General features: G+C 36.1%; 18 protein-coding genes and 1 riboswitch. Of the genes, 6 read left to right on the top strand and 12 right to left on the bottom strand.

Annotated elements, in window-relative coordinates; genetic code table 11:
• Window positions 1-34: 34 nt before the first annotated feature.
• From LB465_RS17135 to LB465_RS17125, 3 genes are all read right to left on the bottom strand, one after another.
• Window positions 35-577, bottom strand: coding sequence for an RsmD family RNA methyltransferase (locus LB465_RS17135; RefSeq protein ID WP_224471146.1), 543 nt, complete (start codon window positions 575-577; stop codon window positions 35-37).
• 76 nt (window positions 578-653) lie between these two features.
• Window positions 654-1,487 carry a DUF3822 family protein gene (locus LB465_RS17130; protein ID WP_224471145.1) on the bottom strand — a complete coding sequence of 278 codons (834 nt, stop codon included), beginning with the start codon at window positions 1,485-1,487 and terminating at the stop codon, window positions 654-656.
• On the bottom strand, window positions 1,474-2,124 hold the full coding sequence (locus LB465_RS17125) for a hypothetical protein (RefSeq protein ID WP_224471144.1): 651 nt from the start codon (window positions 2,122-2,124) through the stop codon (window positions 1,474-1,476). The genes LB465_RS17130 and LB465_RS17125 overlap by 14 nt, the downstream gene beginning before the upstream one ends.
• Before the next feature lie 120 nt (window positions 2,125-2,244).
• On the opposite strand from LB465_RS17125, the gene LB465_RS17120 reads away from it, so the two are divergent.
• Both LB465_RS17120 and kdsB read left to right on the top strand, forming a co-directional pair.
• The gene (locus tag LB465_RS17120) at window positions 2,245-3,681 is read left to right on the top strand and encodes an ATP-dependent DNA helicase (RefSeq protein ID WP_224471155.1); all 1,437 of its coding nucleotides are present in this window, start codon (window positions 2,245-2,247) and stop codon (window positions 3,679-3,681) included.
• A gap of 63 nt (window positions 3,682-3,744) precedes the next feature.
• Window positions 3,745-4,488 (top strand): 3-deoxy-manno-octulosonate cytidylyltransferase, encoded by a 744-nt coding sequence (kdsB, locus tag LB465_RS17115; RefSeq protein ID WP_224471143.1) that lies wholly within the window; start codon window positions 3,745-3,747, stop codon window positions 4,486-4,488.
• On the opposite strand, the gene LB465_RS17110 is transcribed toward kdsB, so the two are convergent.
• From LB465_RS17110 to LB465_RS17100, 3 genes are read right to left on the bottom strand one after another with little or no spacing between them, the layout of a single operon-like run.
• Window positions 4,485-5,789 carry a cryptochrome/photolyase family protein gene (locus LB465_RS17110; RefSeq protein ID WP_224471142.1) on the bottom strand — a complete coding sequence of 435 codons (1,305 nt, stop codon included), beginning with the start codon at window positions 5,787-5,789 and terminating at the stop codon, window positions 4,485-4,487. The genes kdsB and LB465_RS17110 overlap by 4 nt on opposite strands.
• Window positions 5,790-6,485: an SDR family NAD(P)-dependent oxidoreductase gene (locus LB465_RS17105; RefSeq protein WP_224471141.1), complete on the bottom strand. Its 696-nt coding sequence runs from the start codon at window positions 6,483-6,485 to the stop codon at window positions 5,790-5,792. It lies immediately after the preceding gene.
• Window positions 6,486-6,497: 12 nt separating this feature from the next.
• Window positions 6,498-7,007, bottom strand: a complete 510-nt coding sequence (locus tag LB465_RS17100; RefSeq protein WP_224471140.1) for an SRPBCC family protein — start codon at window positions 7,005-7,007, stop codon at window positions 6,498-6,500.
• A gap of 147 nt (window positions 7,008-7,154) precedes the next feature.
• Between LB465_RS17100 and LB465_RS17095 the strand changes: the two genes are divergently transcribed.
• The gene (locus tag LB465_RS17095; RefSeq protein ID WP_224471139.1) at window positions 7,155-8,003 is read left to right on the top strand and encodes a DUF2911 domain-containing protein; all 849 of its coding nucleotides are present in this window, start codon (window positions 7,155-7,157) and stop codon (window positions 8,001-8,003) included.
• A 64-nt stretch (window positions 8,004-8,067) separates the two neighbouring features.
• Here LB465_RS17095 and LB465_RS17090 read toward each other — a convergent pair whose 3' ends face one another.
• Together LB465_RS17090 and LB465_RS17085 are read right to left on the bottom strand one after the other, a co-directional pair.
• A complete protein-coding gene (locus LB465_RS17090) occupies window positions 8,068-9,819 on the bottom strand; it encodes a ribonucleoside-diphosphate reductase subunit alpha (RefSeq protein ID WP_394370950.1) in 1,752 nt (583 codons plus the stop codon).
• Entirely contained in the window at window positions 9,785-10,759 is a 975-nt protein-coding gene (locus LB465_RS17085; protein WP_224471137.1) for a ribonucleotide-diphosphate reductase subunit beta, read from the bottom strand. Before LB465_RS17085 ends, LB465_RS17090 begins: the two co-directional genes overlap by 35 nt.
• A gap of 117 nt (window positions 10,760-10,876) precedes the next feature.
• Window positions 10,877-11,011: riboswitch (cobalamin riboswitch) on the bottom strand.
• A 180-nt stretch (window positions 11,012-11,191) separates the two neighbouring features.
• Between LB465_RS17085 and LB465_RS17080 the strand changes: the two genes are divergently transcribed.
• A complete protein-coding gene (locus tag LB465_RS17080; RefSeq protein ID WP_224471136.1) occupies window positions 11,192-11,416 on the top strand; it encodes a hypothetical protein in 225 nt (74 codons plus the stop codon).
• Between the two features lie 276 nt (window positions 11,417-11,692).
• A complete protein-coding gene (acs, locus tag LB465_RS17075) occupies window positions 11,693-13,600 on the top strand; it encodes an acetate--CoA ligase (RefSeq protein ID WP_224471135.1) in 1,908 nt (635 codons plus the stop codon).
• Window positions 13,601-13,679: 79 nt separating this feature from the next.
• Here acs and LB465_RS17070 read toward each other — a convergent pair whose 3' ends face one another.
• From LB465_RS17070 to LB465_RS17055, 4 genes are all read right to left on the bottom strand, one after another.
• Window positions 13,680-14,342, bottom strand: coding sequence for a 3'-5' exonuclease (locus tag LB465_RS17070; RefSeq protein WP_224471134.1), 663 nt, complete (start codon window positions 14,340-14,342; stop codon window positions 13,680-13,682).
• Entirely contained in the window at window positions 14,342-16,270 is a 1,929-nt protein-coding gene (locus LB465_RS17065) for a DUF294 nucleotidyltransferase-like domain-containing protein (RefSeq protein WP_224471133.1), read from the bottom strand. The genes LB465_RS17070 and LB465_RS17065 overlap by 1 nt, the downstream gene beginning before the upstream one ends.
• A 45-nt stretch (window positions 16,271-16,315) precedes the next feature.
• Window positions 16,316-17,392 (bottom strand): DNA topoisomerase IB, encoded by a 1,077-nt coding sequence (locus LB465_RS17060; RefSeq protein WP_224471132.1) that lies wholly within the window; start codon window positions 17,390-17,392, stop codon window positions 16,316-16,318.
• Between the two features lie 139 nt (window positions 17,393-17,531).
• Window positions 17,532-18,620, bottom strand: a complete 1,089-nt coding sequence (locus tag LB465_RS17055) for a M42 family metallopeptidase (RefSeq protein WP_224471131.1) — start codon at window positions 18,618-18,620, stop codon at window positions 17,532-17,534.
• 104 nt (window positions 18,621-18,724) lie between these two features.
• Here LB465_RS17055 and LB465_RS17050 point away from each other — a divergent pair, with 104 nt between their 5' ends.
• Window positions 18,725-19,408: a DUF4294 domain-containing protein gene (locus LB465_RS17050; protein ID WP_224471130.1), complete on the top strand. Its 684-nt coding sequence runs from the start codon at window positions 18,725-18,727 to the stop codon at window positions 19,406-19,408.
• Window positions 19,409-19,846 lie beyond the last annotated feature (438 nt).

Raw genomic sequence — 19,846 nt, 5'->3', positions numbered from 1 at the left:
AAGCCTGTGAAGCTCTATTTTTCTTCAGTAGAAATTAATCTGTATTCTCAAAAAAACTAAATACCGAACCTCCATAGCGCCGTCCTTCTATAAAGTTAGGCAAATCTGAGAGATCAGTATGTTTAGAATGTTCAATTATTAATTGACCATTTGGATTAAGTAGGTTTTTTTCAAAGACGAGTTCGGGGATTTTAGAGAATTTTTCCTTTTCAAAATCGTAAGGAGGATCGGCAAAGATTATATCAGCTTTTACATAAGCTTTCTCAAGGAATTTAAAGACATCACTTTTAATGGTGGTGATATTCAAATCTAATTCCTGTGCCGTTTTTTTAATGAATTTCACACAATCAAAATTAGCATCTACTGCCGTGATTTCTTGGCTTCCACGCGATGCAAATTCATAAGCGATATTACCCGTTCCCGAAAAAAGATCGAGAACGCTTAATTTTGAAAACTGAAAATTATTATTCAGGATATTGAAAAGGGCTTCCTTAGACATATCGGTAGTAGGGCGTACCGGTAGCTTTTTGGGAGCCATTAATCTTTTCCCTTTATGTGTTCCTGAAATTATTCTCATTAAAATGATTTTAATCCCTAATTGAGGGTGTGATTTTTCGAGGTTCTGTCTCGAAATTATAAAATTGTATTTATTCTTAACTCGAGCGCTTTTCCCCAAGGTTTTTGATTAATATATATTCTTCCAGTTCGTTTAAACCCTTGAGCTCGTTTTCTTGATTTAAGCTGAAATTGGTTTCTAAAAGCTCCACGTGCTTAATATACTCAAAAGCAATTTTAAATAAGGGTGAAGCCTTGCTAATAGCTCCCAGCAAAATTAATCTAAACCTTTCCGGATCTAAATTAAGTTGTTCAGCAGTAAAAAGAATATAATATAAAAAATCTTCTTTTTCGGTAAAACTGAAAGAATTACAAAGAAGGAGTTCTCCATTTTCTATTACTACCAGGTCAAACTGTTTATTTTTTATGTGCGCAAATATTCGAGGTGTGTCTGCTTTTGGCAATTCCAGTAAACTTTCGACTAAAACGGTATTGAGGTGCTGGTATTCAAATTCGCCGAATTTTTCAAAGAAGAAATTAATGATATTGGTATACGGAATATAAACATTAATAATCCCGGTTTCACCAATTTCCTCATTGGCAATAAAATCGGTTTTAAGGATCTTGGTATTAAATTTTAAATAATCTGAAGCATTTTCTTCCTTAAATAAAATAGCGGGAACAAAACTATAAAGTGCATTATCGAAAATGAGTTTTACCTGGCCGGCTTCAGCAATGCTTTTTTCTTCAGCATATATTTTTTGAATTTCCTCAAGTAATTTCACAGGATCTACCTGATGGGGAAAGCGTATTTTTTTGAATTGTACCAATTCATTTTCAGCAGAATTTATAGTACAAAAAGAAAGTCCATCCAGGGAAACCTGAATGGACAGTTCTAAAGTTATTTGTTTTTTGCTTTTACTCGTCGCCATATTGCGTTGGCCAGTTTCCTTTTGTGTTCACTTCTTCTAAAGAGCCAACGTTAATGTAACGACCGTTTATATCGTCTACAGATTGTACCTGGTTTTGTTGTAAAATAAGCTCTTTATCTAAACCTTGCAATACCACGCTTTTAGCCACTCTTGCTCTAAATACTGGAATATCTGAATTTCCTTTTTTGATACTTCCTGCATCAAGCTCAAATTTAGCATCTACCCCTTCAATCGGTACATTGATCATATTTGCATAACGCTCTCTATCTCCTTTAAATAATGAATCTTTTACCGGTACGAAGCTTAATGTGTCAATAATTACTTTTTCAATATATTGATCTACTCCATAATTTTTAAGGTATTCTTCGTCTAAGATTGTAGTATCACGACGTTGAGTAACTGCAAATTCAGCAGTATCTAAAAATCTCACTAGCTTATCAAAATCATCTTCAAAAGAACCGATAACCTCTTTGTGAGCAAGCTCGGCATCACGAATGTCCTTTAAGTTTTCAACTACTTTGGCATAACGCTTTTCTTTAATTTTATTAAACTGGATTGGTTCGTAAACAGCATTAAAGGTAAGGTAGGCTAAACCAATAATAACCACCCAAAGAAGTAATTGAATTGCAAGTCTCATGCTTTCTAAATTTTGTTTTAAAATTACTAGTGTTTCACGACAAATCTACAATTTTTTTTTATTCGTAAAAGTTTCTTCCGTAAAAATCCATTCCTATCTTTGATTTTTGATAAATCTTCTATGGAAAATCTTGATGCTTCCAAATTTTATAAACTTCTTTTAAGCGATCTGGGTTTTACAGCTAAAGCTGGTCAGGATCTTGCCTTACAGCAACTTTCTCGCTTTGTTTTAAACAATAATAAAGATGAACTTTTTGTGCTGAAAGGTTTTGCCGGTACCGGTAAAACTACTATAATCAGTACATTAGTAAAGAATCTTTGGCAAATTAAAAAATCTGGTGTTTTACTGGCTCCCACTGGAAGGGCAGCTAAGGTGATTTCCAATTATTCTAAAAAAGAAGCCTTTACTATTCATAAAAAGATCTATTTCCCGAAGAAGAGTGGTGGGAGCGGAGTGCAATTTGTGCTTCAACCAAATAAGCATAAAAATAGTATTTTTATTGTAGATGAAGCTTCAATGATCTCTGATACGCCTACAAATTCTAAATTAATGGAAAATGGCAGCCTATTAGATGATCTTATTCAATATGTATATTCGGGTCAAAACTGTCAGCTTATTTTAATTGGGGATACTGCGCAGCTTCCTCCGGTGAAAATGGAAATTAGTCCCGCGCTGGAAGCTGAAAAACTTCAGTTTTCCTATAATAAAGAAGTTCTTCATATTGAGTTGGACGAAGTGGTGCGCCAGGCTGAAGAAAGTGACATTCTATTAAACGCAACAAAAATAAGACAAAGTCTTCAAGACGGGTTTTATGATAGTTTTCAATTTGAAATAACTCCTAAGGCCGATGTGATTAGGTTGCAGGATGGTTATGAAATTATGAATGCCATCGAGGAATGCTATAATGAATTAGGAAATGAAGAAACCAGCTTTATAGTCCGGTCTAATAAAAGGGCGAATTTATACAATCAGCAGATAAGATCTAGAATTTTGTTTCAGGAAGAAGAAATTTCAGCCGGAGATTATCTTATGGTGGTGAAAAATAATTATTTCTGGATAAAACCCAGTTCCGAAGCCGGTTTCATTGCCAACGGTGATATTGTAAAAGTACTTGAGATTTTCGGTATTAAAGAGCTGTACGGTTTTCGGTTTGCCGAAGTACAGGTGCAAATGGTAGATTATCCCAAAATGCAACCTTTTGAAACTGTAGTCATGTTAGATACGCTCACCAGCAACACGCCTTCGCTTTCCTATGATGAATCTAACCAACTTTACCAGGAGGTAATGAAGGATTATGAAGATGAAACTTCTAAATACAAGAAGTTTATGAAGGTGAAGAATAATAAATTCTTCAATGCTTTGCAGATTAAATTTTCTTACGCGATGACCTGTCATAAATCCCAGGGAGGGCAATGGAATACCGTTTTTATAGAACAACCATACCTGCCCGAAGGTGTGGGAAAAGAATATTTAAGATGGCTTTATACGGCTGTAACAAGGGCAACCGATAAACTTTACCTGATAGGTTTTAAAGACGATTTTTTCGTAAATAAATAATTTTGGATCTGATGGAAATCGGATTTTAAAACCTAAATTTAACCTCTAAAACTATCATTTTTGATGAATAATCCGCTTAAAATAATCGCTATGATTCCCGCCCGTTACGAGGCTTCTCGGTTCCCAGGGAAACTTTTAAAAGACCTTAACGGGAAAACTGTAATTACAAGAACTTACGAAGCTGCTAAAAACACCGGTCTTTTTGAGGAAGTGTACGTTGTGACCGATAGCGATAAAATCTTTGATGAAATTAATAAAAATGGCGGCAACGCCATAAAAAGCAACAAAGAACACGAATGCGGAAGTGACCGTATTGCTGAAGCCGTGCAGGATATGGATGTGGATATTGTAGTGAATGTGCAGGGAGACGAGCCATTTATAGATAAAGACAGCCTTGCGAAATTATTAGTAGTTTTTAGGGAAGATGATGCTTCTGCCATAGATCTTGCTTCGCTAAAAACCGCTCTCTCAGAAAGCGATGATATCACCAATGCAAACAACGTAAAGGTAATTACCAATAAAAATGACTTTGCGATGTATTTTTCAAGATTTCCCATTCCTTACCCGAGAAATACCGATGCTCACGTGACTTATTTTAAGCACATTGGGATTTACGCTTTCAGAAAACAAGCCCTTATAGATTTTTATAATTTACCGATGCTTTCTTTAGAATCTGCCGAAAAAATTGAAGCAATTAGGTTCCTGGAATACGGTAAAAATATAAAAATGGTAGAAACCCAGATGCAAACCATAGGAATAGATACTCCTGAAGATCTTGAAAAAGCCAGGAAGATCTGGAATAATTAACTTACTGCATCTTTATAAGTTTTAAGAGCCCGTTCGCGGGCTTCTTTATGAACTACCATTTTCTCTGGATATTTATCGGTGGCGAATTCTTCTACCCATTCTTTGATGTATTTTTTGTCTTTATCAAATTTATCAATTTGAGTGGTGGGGTTAAATATTCGGAAATACGGGGCTGCATCTACACCGCTCCCGGCAACCCATTGCCAGTTTCCAACATTTGAGGACATTTCATAATCCAGCAATTTCTCAGCAAAATATGCTTCACCCCAGCGCCAGTCAATGAGTAAGTGCTTGCAAAGAAAACTAGCCACTAACATTCTCACGCGATTATGCATAAAACCGGTTTCATTCAACTGGCGCATTCCAGCATCAACCAGTGGATATCCTGTTTTTCCGGTTTTCCACTTTTCAAATTCCTCTTCATTATTGCGCCATTCAATACGGTCGTATTTCTTTTTAAAAGATTCAGTGACAGTATCGGGGTTGTGATACAGCACTTGCATAAAAAACTCTCTCCAGATCAATTCATTGAAAAAGGTTTGATTTGATTCGGCATTTGCCTTTTTCACCATCTTTCTAATACTTACAGTACCAAACCTAAGATGGGCTCCTAATCTGGAAGTTCCATCTTTTCCGGGAATATTACGGGTATTTTCGTATTGCTGAATTAAAGTAGGCGTAACATCATACTCCGGTACTTTAATTTCTGAACTCTTAAATCCAATATCCTTCAAACTTAAATTAGGTAACCTGGTATTCTTCACGAGATTATCTAAATATTGGCTCGTATAATGAATTTTGAGGTCAAGCGATTTGAAATGCTCTTTCCACACCCTCATATAAGGCGTATAAACCACGTAAGGATCTCCATCTTTCTTAAGCACTTCATCTTTTTCAAAGATAACCTGGTCCTTAAACGTGTGAAATTCAATATTATTTTCAGAAAGTAACTCGGCTATTTCCTTGTCTCTTTGGGCTGCGTAAGGTTCATAATCATGATTAGTGAATACTTCAGCGATTTGATATTCTTTAACTAACTGCTGAAAAATTTCTTCTGGTTTCCCATGATACATCGCTATAGAGCTGCTATAATCATCTTGAAGCTCTTTTCGCATTTCCTGAAGATGCTCGTGTATAAAAGTAACCCGAGCATCATTTTCAGGTAATTTATCAAGAATTTCAGTATCAAAAATAAAAATTGGTAAAACCGGTTTATCAGATTTTAAAGCTTCGATAAAACCTACGTTATCATCTAACCTCAAATCACGTCTAAACCAGAAAATATTCACTTTTTTACTCATTTATGAAATATTTAAAGTTGAAAGTCCGCCATCTACCCCAATAATTTGTCCGGTAATCCAGCTGTTTTCATCGCTTAATAAAAAGGTAGCTGCGTTTGCAATATCTTTTGCGTTTCCAACCCTTTTAAGAGGATGTCTTTCACTCATCTTCTCTTTCTTGGAATCATTAGACAATAATTTTTCAGCTAGCGGAGTATCGGTTAAAGATGGAGCGATCACATTTACACGCAGGGTAGGAGCGTACTCTGCTGCGAGAGATTTTGCAAAACCTTCAATAGCACCTTTTGCCGCGGCAACGCTGGTATGGAAGGGCATTCCAACTTTAACAGCCACGGTGCTAAAAAATACCAAACTTGCATTTTCGGCTTCTTTTAACTTCGGCATTACTCCCTTAACCACTTTTACCAAACTTAAGAAATTAAGATTCATTTCTTCCTCAAAATCTTTATGTTTTAGCATTTTAAAAGGCTTCAGGTTTATGCTGCCGGGGCAATAAACCAGACCGTGTATTTTTTCCGGCAAATCAAGATCTTCAATTTCATCTTTCAAAACATCAAATTCTAAATGTTTTATATCATCATTTAATTCGCCTTTATTTCTTGAGGCAACAATTACATTATTTTCTTTAACCAGTTGATTGGCAATTTCAAGTCCGATTCCGGTTGAGCCACCAATAAGTAAAATATTCTTTTCCATAATTTAGTTTATTTAATTTAGTATATCTTGTTTTAGTGTTGCGTTTTTAGCTTTATTTTCATCAAATTCACCAAAAAGTTCAACAAGTTTTTCCTGTCTGTAATCAAAAATTTCTTTCAGTTTAGGAGCCACAAGGAAGGGATGAGCCATTTGACCCAGAATTCCGAGGGGTAACTTATAATCTATAATATCTTCCATTTCTACACCGCCGGGTATTTCCTTTAAAAAATGCTTGTGGTGCCAGAGGGCGTAGGGCCCGAAACGTTGTTCATCTACAAAGTATTCTTTGTCTTTCACGTGAGTGATTTCGGTTACCCATTTGGTTTTAATTCCCGCAATAGGTGTCACTATATATTGAATAATTTGCCCGGCAAACATTGGGCGATCGGCTCCAGAGATAATATTAAATCCCATATAATCTGGTGTTATTGTCTTTAGATTACCGGGACTGGAGAGAAATTCCCAGGCCTTTTCCAGACTGATAGGAAGCTTTTGGACCGATTTCTTAGTGTAGATTTTCATTCTAGTTGTATTTGAATGTAAAATTAAGAGTAGTTTTGTTTAAAATAAAATTATTATAGTTAAACAAAATATAAATGAAGTTTGTTCTTATCTAAATTTGTAAGCAATTTCTGGGTATATTTGATCAAACTAAAAACAAACTAAATAATGAAGAAACTACTTTTATTTCTATGCACAGCCGGGCTTATGAGTGCTACACAGGCACAGGTACAGGCGCCGCAAGCCAGTCCATTCACTAAAGTTGAACAAAAAGTTGGACTTACCGATGTCACTTTAGAGTATTCCCGTCCCGGAATGAGAGATCGTGAGATTTTTAGCAATCTTGTGCCCTATGGGGAAGTATGGCGTACCGGTGCCAACGAGAATACCAAAATTACCTTTAGTGACGATGTTACTATTCAAGGAGAAGAATTAAAAGCTGGAACTTATGCTATTTATACAATTCCGAAAGAAAACGAATGGGAAGTAATGTTTTATACCGATGCTTCTAACTGGGGAAATCCTGCTGAATGGGACGAAGAAAAAGTAGCCTTAAAAGCAACTGCAGAAGTGATGGAACTTCCTTTTGAAATGGAAACTTTTACCATTATGATAGATGAACTTAAACACGATTCTGCTGCTCTTAGCTTTATCTGGGCAGATACTGCTGCAAGTTTAAGATTTGAAGTGCCTACCGAAGAAAAAACAATGGCAAGTATTGAAAAGGTGATGAACGGTCCGGGAGCTGCTGATTATTTCGCTGCAGCATCTTACTATCATGATGTTAATAAGGATTTGGAGCAGGCCTATGAATGGGTTAAGAAATCCCTTGAAATTGGTAATCCAAATGCATTCTGGATCTTGAGAAGAAAATCTCTTATCGCTGCCGATCTTGGTAAAAAAGAAGAAGCGATTGCAGCTGCTAAAAAGTCTTTGGCCGAAGCTGAAAAAGCCGGCAACCAGGATTACGTAAAGATGAACAAAGACTCTCTGGAAGAATGGGGAGCTGAAGAATAGAAAATCAAATCATTAAATAAGAAAAGCGCCAATCGGCGCTTTTCTTATTTAAAAACTATAGAACTTAAGCCTCACAACTGGAGCAATTCACCATATTAGCTATAAATTCTTTAGAAACACTCTGACTTCTTTGATAATAAAGCGTTTTTACACCAAGCTGCCAGGCTTCTATCATTAATTTATTAACTTCCCTAACCGGAAGATCTGAAGGAATATTTAGATTTAAACTTTGTGCCTGGTCTATATACTTTTGTCTTACCGAGGCCTGTTGAATAATTTCTAACTGACTTATTTCTTTAAAGGTTTTGAAAACCATACGCTCTTCATCATTTAACTCTTTCAAATGCTGTACGCTGCCGTGATTAAGCATAATGCTTCGCCAGGTTTCTTCAGTATCCAATCCTTTTTCCTGAAGTAATTCCTTTAAATATTTATTCTTCCGCATAAAATTACCTTTTGCCAGTCCGGCTTTGTAATAATTACTGCTAAAAGGTTCTATGCCCGGTGACGCCTGTCCCAAAATAGCAGAAGAGGAAGTTGTTGGTGCAACGGCCATTAAGGTGGTATTCCTTAAACCGTAATCTTTTAAAACTTCCGGTTCTCCATAAATATTGGCTAGCTCTTTACTCGCTTTGGTAGCTTTTTCACTAATATCCTTAAAGATGGAATTCGTTAGGCCTTTGGCTTTTAATCCTTCAAAAGGAATCCTGTTTTTCTGTAAATAGGAATGCCATCCCATAACGCCAAGTCCTAATGCTCTATGTCTTTTAGCAAATTTATTGGCAGAAGCGAGGTAATAATTATCTTCGGTTTTCGCAATAAACTCCTGTAAAACAGCATCCAGGAAATAAATGGCCAGTTTTACGGCTTCGGTGTCTTTCCATTCGTCGTAAAGTTCCAGGTTCATAGAAGATAGACAACAGATGAAAGATTCATCTTCGGTTGATGGCAGCGCAATTTCTGAACAAAGATTACTAGAGTGTATGGTATAATTTTTATCCTTATAAACCTGTGGCTTAAATCTGTTTATGTTGTCTTTAAAGAAAATATATGGTAAACCTTTTTGCTGCCTGCTTTCTAAAACCTTGGCCCAGATTTCGCGTTTTTCCCTATCGCCATCTATCATTTCCTGCATCCAGTAATCGGGCACACTCACACCGTAAAATAAATTCTGAATAGGATTTCCAATATTTTTTATTTCAAGAAATTCCTTAATGTCGGGATGGTCTATATCTAAATAAGCTGCGAAAGCTCCGCGGCGCACACCACCTTGTGAAATAGTATCCATAGCGGTATCAAACAGCTTCATGAAACTGGTTGCTCCGCTGCTTTTACCATTATCGGTTACCGCGCTTCCACGACCTCTTAATTCCCCGAAATAGCCGGAAGTTCCACCCCCAATTTTGGTTTGCATGATCACCTCACCCAGTTTGTGAGTAATGCCTTCAATATTATCTGGAACATAAACATTGAAACAGGAGATAGGCAAGCCTCTCTCGGTGCCCATATTTGCCCAAATTGGCGAACTTAAACTCATCCAGCCGCGTTCTATCATTTCAATAAAAGCTTCCGCCAGTTCCGGCTTGTAGAGCCTTTTTGCGGCTGCGTTGGCTACGCGTTCAATAGCCGATTTTGCGGTTTCTCCTTTTAATAAATAGCCACGGTTAAGTATTTGCTGGCTTTCTTCATTAAGCCACCATAGGCGTTCCTGTTGTGTTTCTTTAATTATAGTTTCGGGCATTTTACTGGATTTTAAGGTGAAATAATTACTGAGGAATTCTTTAAAACAAGTCATCGGCTGTGATGCTCTTGTCATGTTTGGTGTAATCTACCGGTCTTTTGGCGAAAAAATCGTCTAAACTGTTGGCAAAAACTTCTTCCTCAAACCACAACATGGCTTTATAATCGTATTCTGAAACGAAGTAAAGTTTTTCCAAACCTATTTTCTCAAGGCTATCGTCTACGCGATATTTCATGAAATTTAAAAGGTCTTCTTTTTTGCATTGTTCCAAAGAGCCATCAGCAAAGATCCAATCCAGAATTTCAGATTCTACTTCCATGGAATTCGCGATAATTTTCCTGATTTCAGTTTTGGTTTCTTCATTAAAGAATTCAGGATATTCATTTTTGATCTGATTTACTATATAAATCCCGGCATTGGCGTGAATTTGTTCGTCTACCGAAGTCCACGCAATAATATTGCTCACATTTTTCATGATTCCTTTAAATCTACTAAAGGAAAGGATAATGGCAAACTGACTAAAAAGGGAAACGTTTTCAATCAAAATTGAAAATAAAATAAGGGAAAACACGTATTTTTTTTCATCTGAAGATTTTGTGTTCGATAAAGCTTCAGAAAGGTAAGCCACCCTTTTTTTGATAACGGGGGTTTCAATTAATTTCTCGAATTCATTATTATAACCAAGAACTTCAAGTAATCGGGAATAAGCTTCAGAATGCCTGAATTCACATTCGGCAAAAGTACTTCCCAGGCCGTTAAATTCCGGTTTTGGAAGGTGCTGATATAAATCTCCCCAAAAGGATTTAACGGCTACTTCAATCTGTGCGATGGCAAGTAAACTCTTTTTAATTACCTGTTTTTCATTTTCACTAAGATGCGAATGAAAATCCTGTACATCGGCAGTGAAATCTACTTCAGAATGAACCCAGAACGAACGGTTTATGGCTTCGGTAAACTGAAGAATTTCGGGATATTCGAATGGCTTGTAGTTTACCCGTTTTTGAAAAATACTCATATTACTTTTGTTTTAGTTTAAAATCAAAAGCATAAAAGCAAATAGGTGTCTATGGATAAGTGAAGTTGCGGGAGACCCGCAAAAATGCTGTCCTGGACATTTACTTTTTATGCGAAAGCAAAAGTCAGCCCGGTAGGGTAGGTGATCTGGCTTGTAGAAAAATCTACTTTACAGTTGCGCAACAGCTCATGATTCTCACATGATTCCCCTTGTTTATTACAAAAAGTAATACCCGCCGGTATGATTTTACGAAAGTAAAGTTATAAGGAATAAGCCGCGGTTTTAAAAATAAACTTGTGAGTTATAAACATAGTTTTTCACAAGTTAAAATTTCGGTAAAAAGAAGAGTTCGTTGGATATAGTTTGGCTGCGGGCATAGTCTTTGCTAAATGAAAGTTGCAGTATTTGCTAATCAATCGAAACAACTAGAAAATGAGACTTGTTCATTTACAAAACACCGATAATGCCTATATTGCTAAAGCCGAAATTACGTTAAAGGCTTTTGGAGTAGCTTTGGGACAGAAATCTAAAATTTACATTAAAAAAGATTCTGAAAATACCTGGCGTGAGGAAAAAACCAATAAAAAAGTTTCTTATAAGAAAACTGTTCATTTAAATAAATGGTTAGCTGACCATCAAAAATTCGTGGAGCATTAATTTTTTCGCTTCTAATTATAAAAGGTTTCTAATTAAAGAGGCCTTAAATCCTATCTCTTTATTTTAAAATTGAAATTTAAATAACCTCTTTATTGAGTTTATTTCTATTTTTTATTCGATAATTTCTATTTTATTAAATTTCTCGTAAAACTTGAAAAAGCCTAATATTAACTGGATTTGGGCATTTCATTTCCGAAGGTTTTTATAAATTGCAGGGAACATGTTTTATATTTTTCAATATTAACCCTAAGAACCATCAATATATTTATTTAAGTTATGAGTAATTATCATATTAAGAATTTAGAGGAATATTTTCAAGTTTATAGAAAATCGGTGAGAGATCCAGAAAATTTCTGGGAAGAAATAGCCGAAGAACATTTCACCTGGCAAAAAAAATGGGACAACGTACTAAGCTGGGACTTTAATAAACCTGAAATAAAATGGTTTGAAAATGCCAAACTTAATATCACCGAAAATTGTATAGATCGTTATCTTTTTAACCGGTCAGACAAAACCGCGATTATCTGGGAGCCCAACGATCCTGAAGAAGAGGCTCAACATATTTCTTATGGCGAACTTCATAAAAAGGTAAATAAGTTTGCGAATGTTTTAAAATCTAAAGGAATTAATAAAGGCGATAGGGTTTGTATTTACTTACCCATGATTCCTGAACTTGCCGTTGCGATGCTGGCTTGTGCACGAATTGGCGCTATACATTCTGTAGTTTTTGCAGGTTTTTCTTCAAAAGCCCTCGCTACCAGGACCAATGATGCCGATTGTAAAATGCTAATTACTTCTGATGGTTCTTACCGTGGAAATAAAACCATAGATCTTAAAGGAATTGTAGACAAAGCCCTGGTAGAGTGCCCTGGTGTGGAAAGCGTTTTAGTAGCCAAACGACTGGATTCTGATATTGAAATGAAAGAAGGCAGAGATGAATGGTTGCAACCTTTATTAGATGAGGCTTCAGATGAATGTAAAGCTGAAACTATGGATGCAGAAGATCCTTTGTTTATATTATATACTTCGGGTTCTACTGGAAAGCCAAAAGGAATGTTGCATACAACTGCAGGTTATATGGTTTATACGGCTTATACCTTTAAAAATGTTTTTCAATACAAACAAGATGATGTTTACTGGTGTACTGCCGATATTGGTTGGATTACCGGGCATTCTTATATTTTATATGGACCCTTGGCCAATGGAGCCACTACTGTAATGTTTGAGGGTGTTCCTTCTTACCCTGATGCCGGAAGGTTTTGGGATGTAGTAGAGAAACATAAGGTAAATCAGTTTTACACCGCCCCAACGGCAATTCGATCTTTGGCTAAAAGAAATATAGAGTTTGTAGAAAGACATGACCTTTCTTCTTTAAAAGTACTAGGAACCGTTGGAGAACCTATCAACGAAGAAGCCTGGCACTGGTATAACGATAACGTAGGGAAAAATAAAAGTCCGATTGTAGATACCTGGTGGCAAACTGAGACCGGCGGGATTATGATTACCCCAATTCCTTACGTAACGCCGGTAAAACCAACCTATGCAACTTTGCCATTTCCGGGAATTCAACCTGCTTTAATGGATGAAAATGGGAATGAATTAAAAGGAAATCAGGTTGACGGTCGTTTATGTATTAAATACCCGTGGCCCGGTATTGCAAGAACGGTTTGGAGAGATCATGAGCGATATAAAACCACCTATTTCTCTACTTTTAAGAATATGTATTTCACCGGTGATGGGGCCTTAAGAGATGAAGTAGGTTATTACCGAATTACCGGTAGAGTAGACGATGTGATCATTGTTTCCGGTCACAATTTAGGAACGGCGCCAATTGAAGATGCGATAGATGAACACCCGGCTGTAGCAGAATCTGCGGTTGTTGGTTTTCCACATGAAGTTAAAGGGAACGCACTTTATGCCTTTGTAACTTTAAAAGAAGTTGGAGAATCTAGAAATCACGATAATCTTAGAAAAGAGATAAATCAACAGATAGGGGACAAGGTTGGTCCAATTGCCAAACCGGAGAAAATCCAGTTTGTTAGCGGACTTCCAAAAACGCGAAGTGGAAAAATTATGCGAAGAATTCTTCGTAAAATTGCTTCTAAACAAACCGAAGATCTTGGAGATACTTCAACCTTACTAAATCCTGAAGTGGTTGATGAGATTATGAAAGATTCTTTTTAAGGTTTAACCTTAGATTTTAAAGTGAAATAACTAAAAATACAAGACCTCGCAGGATTTTATAACCTGTGAGGTCTTTTTATTAAACCCTGAATAATTTTTTAAGATTCATTTTTCCATCGGTGTTGAGTTTACCGAGAATTGTTAGGAAAGCTATGGCGGTTATAAAGGCATCACCGGCGGCAGTGTGCCGATCTTTGATGTCAATATTGTAAGTTTCAGCGATTTCGTCCAGCGTGTAACTTTTTTCACGATTAATAAGATTGGAAATAATTCGGGTACCACGGTATAAATTCACAGTATCTAAAACCTTGTTCTTAAGTTTTGGCAATCCCAATCTGCTCAGAGCTTCATTGACCATCCCGATATCAAAACCGGCGTGATGGGCCACCAAAACAGAATTTCCTATATAATTTAAAAATGCTTTTACCGCCTCTTCTTCTGTAAGGGTTTCTATCCGTTCATTCTGAATAATACCGTGAATCTTTACGGTTTTGGGATTAAAGGTTTCCTGTGAAATATATTCTTCAAATCCGTCGGCAATATTTATAGATTTATTTTTGATAGCTACGGCACCTATAGAGAGCATTCGGTCTTTTTTGATATCAAAACCTGTAGTTTCGGTATCAAAAACAACAAAACGGGTATGAGTTATTTCTTCCGGAAGTTTTTCCTGAAATTTAGCTTCATAATCATTCCAGAATTCCGGGAGATTATCGGGTTTCTTTTTGAATAAATTCAGCATTATATATAAGGAGTTACTTCAAAACGGTATTTTATTAATTCCTGCACCTGTCTTATACTTTTAAAACAGCGTTTTAGTTTGATCTTTTCCTCTTTGCTCAAATTCTCAAGATCTATAAACCTACCGCTATTTCTATTTTCCAAACCGTGCTGGGTCCTGAATTTCAATAGAACTTTAGAAGCATAGGCGCAAGCTAGAAATAGTTCTTTATTGTTTGGCTCCAACTGTGCCAGTTTCTCAAAGCGCTCTGAAGTATTGCTGATATTTTTTACCTGGTGATATAAAATTAGCAACCTGCCCGCATCAGTCAGAGGGGTGATTCCTCGTTTTTTAATATCGAAAAAATCTTTATTTTCTCCATCTTCTTCTAATAAAAACTGCCTAAAGAAACCAAGCGGAGAAGGGTTTCTCAATGTTGTAGCACCCATTACCGCATAAAATTTGCGGTTATCTTTGGTAAGGCTAAAAATATGATCGGCAAGTGAGTTGGATAAATTTACATTTCCGTAAGAAATATCAAAATCGAAGAAAATAGAACAAAGTAGGATCTCGTCGTTTCCCGGATCAATAATCCAGTTGGTAAATTGGTCTTTCCATTCGTTTAAACTCAGGCAGTATTTAGGGTTTTTAGCCATCATTTCTGCAGGACAAAATTCGTAACCAATAATATTGAGTCGTTTGTTCACTTTTCTAGCTAACTCCAGGAAATAAGCCCTGGTTTCTTCTAGTTTTTCTTCAGGTACATCTTCAAAAATTAGCGCATTGTCCTGGTCGGTTTGTAAAAGTTGTTCTTTACGTCCCTGGCTGCCGAGTGAAATCCAGGTGAAATCACAGGGCGGGGGAGTAGGTAGTTTTTTAATGCAGCGCTCAATTATACGTTTAATGGTGGCATCATTCAGCTCAAAAATTATTTTTGAAATATGGTTTAACGGTATATTAGCGGCGAGAAACCCTCGGAGCAGTAAAGTGATTTTATGACGGATTTTTTTTAATTCGTTAGTGCTACTACTTCGCTGAATCGCTTTCATAAGAACCGAAGGATTGTGCCCTTCTGAAACCATAATATCGTGTTCAGAAAGTATTCCCACAACTTTAGTATTTGGAGTGCCGTCTTCGGTAATACAAATGTGGTTTATATGGTGTTTCATCATGGTAAGCTGTGCCTGGGCAATAGTCAAGCCTTGCGGATAACAAATAACCGGGGAAGCCATAATTTTTGAAATAGGAGTTTCAATTCCAAATGTTCCGGTGGCCACCATATCTCTAAAATCCTCATCGGTTACAATACCTTTAGGGATATTTTTTTCTACTACTAAAACGGAACCTACTTTCTTTTTGCTCATAAGTTGGGCTGCGGCTTTAATAGTAGTATCGGGTGGTGTCATGACCACTTTTTTTGTTACAGGTGCCGGTTGAAGTTCAAAAAGATTATTATTGGGTTTATATTGATTCTCTGCAGGTTCTTTTTCTGAAATTAACTTTCCTTTATGTGCTTCAGAATAAGGGTTACGCGTGTTTGAGGCAAAACTTTGAATTAAGAAATTATTGACTTCTTTATTTTTTTCTGAAAGGGGTTTGAATTTCTTTATAGGAATAGCGTAAAGAATAGTTTCTTCTTCGGCAATGGCATTGATGAGGTAATTTTCTTTCGCAAACAACGGGCGCAGTCCAAAAATATCACCTTCGTCACACTTATCTATAGTTTCTCGTTTGCCGTTATTGTCACGTTCTAAAGAAATCGCTCCTTTATTTACAACATAGAAGCGCTTATGGCCAATATCGCCTTCAGCAAAAAGCATTTTGCCTTTTTCAAGATATTTTACTTTTACATGTTTTGCAATCTCTAATAGGTCTTCCTTTTTTAGAAGATTAAAAGGAGGGTAATTTTTAAGGAAATCGGCTATTCGCGAGGCAATGGTATTCTTCATACCGCTAATTTAATCAAAAATGAGTAGTGCTTTTTCCTTTGAGTTTTAAATATTCACTTCGTAATCCTTAATCATATTAAGAATGACTTTTTCAGTTTCCGAAAGGGAAATATAATTTTCTTTTTCTTCAGTTTTAATCTGTTTGAAATAGGGGACGATTTCGCCTGTTTCGTAAGAATTTACAATCTTTGGATGTACATAATAACTTCGGCAAACGGCACGGGTATTTCCCAATCCTTCGGCAGCAGCATCAAAAGCCTGGATCAGGTTCTTTTTATTTTGCTTTTCCTCATCCTCGAAACCAACTTCCCGCAAGGTTTCAAAAAAGATCTTTGTTGCGCTCCAGGTTCTAAAATCTTTTGCTGAAAATTGATCGCCACTTATTTCGTGAATATAATCATTGATCATTCCGCTGTCTATGGCGTGCTTATCGCCTTTTTCATCATAAAATTTAAAAAGTTCCCATCCCGGGATTTCCTCGCATTGATTTACAAGTTTAATTAATTGTTTGTTTTTTACAGAAACCGAATGTTCTTTTCCTTTCTTTCCAACAAACTCGAACTTGATTTGATTTTTATAAGTTTTTAGATGCCTGGATCTAAAAGTTGAAAGTCCGTAAGTTTTATTTTTCTTAGCATAGTATAGGTTTCCGATCCTAATATGAGTTTCTTCCATAAGCCTAAGGATCAATGCTAATACTTTTCTCTGGCTCATTTCGGGCAGGTCTATATCTTTGTCTACTTGCTTTCTAATCTTTGGCAAAATTTCGCCAAAGGCTGTCATTTTAAAGAATTTGGTTTCATTTCTTAATTTTCTCCAGGTAGGATGATAAATATATTGTTTCCTGTTTTTTTCATCACGCCCCACAACTTGTAAGTGTCCCTTTTTTAAATGAGTGATACGTACGCTCTCCCAGGCCGGTGGAATCACTAAACTCTTTATTCTATCAATGGTTTTATCATCTTTTATGCGATCTCCTTTATATAGGTAAGAAAAACCTCTACCTACTTTCTTTCTCTGGATAGAAAGTTTTTCTTCTGAAACATAAGTAAGATTAGCAAAATCTACCGCTTCGTGCGGATTCGAAATAAGGGTATTTATCTCTTCAGGAGAAATAGTCATTTTTCTTTTTCCTTAAATATAGAGGGAAAAGCGACAGGCAGGTGGTAAATAATTGTGAAAGTATACCTAAGAAAATTACAAAAGCCCTTTCCGGGAATTTTCCAGAAAGGGCTTGATCATATATAAGGTATTGATTTATTTAGTCGAAATAACTAAAACTCTCTCCTTGTTTTATTTTTAAAATGCTCTCGTAAATTAATTTGATCACGTTTTCCACATCGTCTTTATGTACCATTTCTACCGTGGTATGCATATATCTTAGCGGAAGTGAAATTAATGCAGAAGGCACACCGCCATTGCTATAAGCAAAAGCATCGGTATCAGTTCCCGTAAATCTTGAATTCGCCATACGCTGAAACGGAATTTCTTTTTCCTTGGCAGTTTCAATTAATAATTCTCTCAATCTATTTTGTACAGCAGGGGCGTGTGCAATGACAGGACCATGACCTATTTTAGTATCGCCGGTTTTCTTTTTGTTGATCATTGGCGTATTGGTATCGTGGGTAACATCGGTCACTATAGCTACATTTGGTTTGATTTTATGAGTGATCATTTCTGCGCCACGAAGTCCAATTTCTTCCTGAACCGAGTTGGTGATGTACAACCCAAAAGGCAATTTTCTGCCATTCTCCTTCAATAACTTAGCAACCTGCGCGATCATAAATCCGCCCATTCGGTTATCTAAAGCACGGCAAACGAACTTGTTTTCATTTAGAATAAAGAATTCATCCGGATATGTAATTACACAACCTACATGAACGCCCAATTCTTCAACTTCATCTTTACTGGTGCAACCAACATCTATGCAGATATTATCGATTTTTGGAGATTGTTCTTCATCTTTATCACGAGTGTGAATTGCCGGCCAACCAAAAACACCTTTAACAATTCCTTTTTTGGTATGGATATTAACTCGTTTTGAAGGCGCGATTTGGTGATCACTACCACCGTTTCTTACCACGTAAATAAAACCTTCATCAGTAATATAATTAACATACCAGGAAATTTCATCGGCGTGTCCTTCTATTACCACTTTATATTCAGCTTCCGGATTTATAACTCCAACCGCTGTTCCGTAGCTGTCTGTAAAGAATTCATCTACGTAAGGTTTTAAATAATCCATCCACAATTTCTGGCCTTCAGACTCGTAACCCGTAGGTGCGGCATTGTTAAGATATTTTTCCAGAAAATCAATAGACTCTTTATCAAGTATACTCTCTTTACTCATAGTTTTGAATTTTCACGAATTTAATAAGAATTAAATGTATGACAACTGATTATTGATTAATTTTGGAATGATTTTAGTACGATAGCAAGCTAAATATTTGGTGAATGCTTAGGACGCTTTTTATTATATTATTCTTTAGTTCCTCAGGACTTATAGCGCAGGATAGCCTTCCTGTCGAGGATACATTGCAAAAAAAATACATGATTATAGCCGGCGATACTGTGCCAAGGGAAACCATAGATCTTAATGAAGTAGTTATTTTAAAGAAACTTCATTTTAATAGTCTCGCGGAAAGAAAACAATATCTTATATTAAGGAGGAAAACGAGAAAAGTTTATCCTTATGCCAAATTGGCTTCAGAAAGATTAATAGCGCTAAACGGCAGGCTCGAAGAAATAGATTCTAGATCTGCGCAAAGAAAATACACTAAAATCGTACAGGATTATATAGAAGATGAATTTTCTTCGGAATTAAAAAAGCTTACACATACTGAAGGACAAATTTTGGTGAAGCTAGTACATCGCCAAACGGGAACCACCGCTTTTAATCTTATTAGGAATTTGAAAAGCGGTTGGCGGGCCTTCTGGTATAATACTACTGCTAGTTTGTTTGAAATTTCTCTAAAAGAAGAATTTGACCCTAAAAATAATCACGAAGATTTTTTAATTGAAGATATTCTACAGCGATCGTTTGTGAATGATATTTTAGAGCCGCAAGCCACTGCACTGGATTTTGAATATGTAGAACTTACCAATAAATGGACTAAAAGACCAGGTCGTTTAAATTAACCTTTGTCTCCTTAATTTTTCTCAATTTTTTTTATCTTACAAGTTCCTTTTATTGAGAGTCTTAGAAATTAGTTTTAAGATTTCATTAAAAAATTGTTATTTGGGGCTTGCGGGGGAATAAAACCCGCGTATATTTGCACCCGCTTTGAGACACAACGAGGGTTGGGGAGTAAAGTGGGAAGTTCATTACATACTGGGAGATGCAAGGTTTTTAATGTTTGAAAAAGCTTTAAAAAATAAAAGTAAAAAAAGTTGTTTTTTTATTTGTGAGAATTAAAAGAGGTTGTATATTTGCAGCCGCAAAAACAGCTAAGGTTTTGTTTAGAAAACGGTGTTGTTTTTAGAGTTCTTTTAAGGAGTTGCTTTTTAAAAATAAAGTCAAAAATTTTATTAAAAAATATTTGGCTTGTAAAGAAAAAGTAGTGTATATTTGCAGCC

The sequence above is a fragment of the Salegentibacter lacus genome (assembly GCF_020164555.1).
Classification (GTDB): domain Bacteria; phylum Bacteroidota; class Bacteroidia; order Flavobacteriales; family Flavobacteriaceae; genus Salegentibacter; species Salegentibacter lacus.
Note: the sequence above shows the minus strand (reverse complement) of the source record. Positions and strands in the feature narration are given on the sequence as shown.